This is a genomic window from Nocardiopsis sp. TNDT3, from assembly GCF_003427465.1.
Classification (GTDB): domain Bacteria; phylum Actinomycetota; class Actinomycetes; order Streptosporangiales; family Streptosporangiaceae; genus Nocardiopsis; species Nocardiopsis dassonvillei.
On sequence record NZ_QPFC01001450.1, the window covers coordinates 1 to 1,131 of the forward strand.

Genomic DNA, 1,131 nt, shown 5'->3' on the forward strand with positions numbered 1-1,131 from the left:
TCCGGCTCCTGTTCGCCGGGCGCCCGGAACCCGGGGGCCCGGGGGTCGGGCGCCTCCCGGTACGCGGACGGGTCGGGGCCCTCGACCCGGGTCACGATGGCGTTGTCGGTGTACACGGCCGCGAGCCACCGCTCGGGGTTGCTGTTGGCGTTGAGGGCGGTCCCGTGCGCGGTCAGCGCGCCCGTCTCGGGGACGAACCGGTGTCTGGGCACCGACCGGAACGTGTCGGTGAGGGCGGCGTCGGTCAGCGTGCCGTCCGCGACCATCGCCTCGACCAGCGCCGAGTGGCGCTCTCTGGCGGTCAACACGTCCTCACTCCCCCGTGGCTCTCAGCGTTACCGGTGGTGCCCGAGGGCACTACCGGGACTTTTGTGCCCCGCAGAACACCTTTCCAACCGAGAGTGATGTTAGCGCCACTCTTGGTTCTCGCTCCTGGTAGGTGCCCTTTCGGGAGAGTCGTCCTACCGGCGGGCGCGGCGTCCTCCGCCGTGCGGCCCCGCCCCGTCGCGGAGGAGTCCGCGCGGGGCCGGATGGGTCCTCCCGGAGCCCGGCGTGCGCACCGGTCAGCACCGCCCGGTCCCGGCGGCCCGGTCCGCCTCCTCCCGCCGCCGACGGGCCCGCCCGCATGTTCGCTGATGACCGGTTACGCTCACAGCAACAGCGACACGACAGCGAGAACCAGCACCAAGAGTGCGGCGAGGAGACGGCCGTGAACCCTGGCGGAATGGACATGCAGGCCCTGCTCCAGCAGGCCCAGCAGATGCAGCAGCAGCTCGTGGAGGCCCAGCAGGCGCTGGAGGACGCCGAGGTCGAGGGCACCTCCGGCGGCGGCCTGGTCAAGGTCAAGCTGAGTGGGCGCGGACAGGTCGAGGACGTGACCGTCGCCCCCGAGGCGATCGACCCGGCCGATCCCGCCGAGAGCGCCCAGACCGTCGCGGACCTGGTCCTGGCGGCCATCCGCGACGCCGAGGCGCAGGTGGAGCGGCTCCAGCAGGAGAAGATGGGCCCGCTCGCCGAGGGCCTGGGCGGCGGCGGGATGCCCGGCGGCATGCCCGGCCTCCCCGGTTTCTAGCCCGGCCCGCGGCAGCCGCACGGACCTCCCGGTGCCGGTCCGCGGACCGGCACCGGGAG

Annotated in this window: 1 protein-coding gene and 1 pseudogene; one reads left to right on the forward strand and one right to left on the reverse strand. The window is 73.7% G+C overall.

Features of this window, described 5'->3' with window-relative positions; translation table 11 throughout:
- Positions 1 to 305 (reverse strand): annotated as a pseudogene (locus DQW06_RS28750) (protein-L-isoaspartate(D-aspartate) O-methyltransferase); the annotation flags it as partial.
- A 419-nt stretch (positions 306 to 724) separates the two neighbouring features.
- Here DQW06_RS28750 and DQW06_RS28755 point away from each other — a divergent pair.
- A complete protein-coding gene (locus DQW06_RS28755) occupies positions 725 to 1,072 on the forward strand; it encodes a YbaB/EbfC family nucleoid-associated protein (RefSeq protein ID WP_017562872.1) in 348 nt (115 codons plus the stop codon).
- Positions 1,073 to 1,131 lie beyond the last annotated feature (59 nt).

Excerpts from the sequence above, each read along its gene's own strand:
- DQW06_RS28755 (WP_017562872.1), top strand. The coding sequence starts at position 725 with ATGGACATGCAGGCCCTGCTCCAGCAGGCCCAGCAGATGCAGCAGCAG.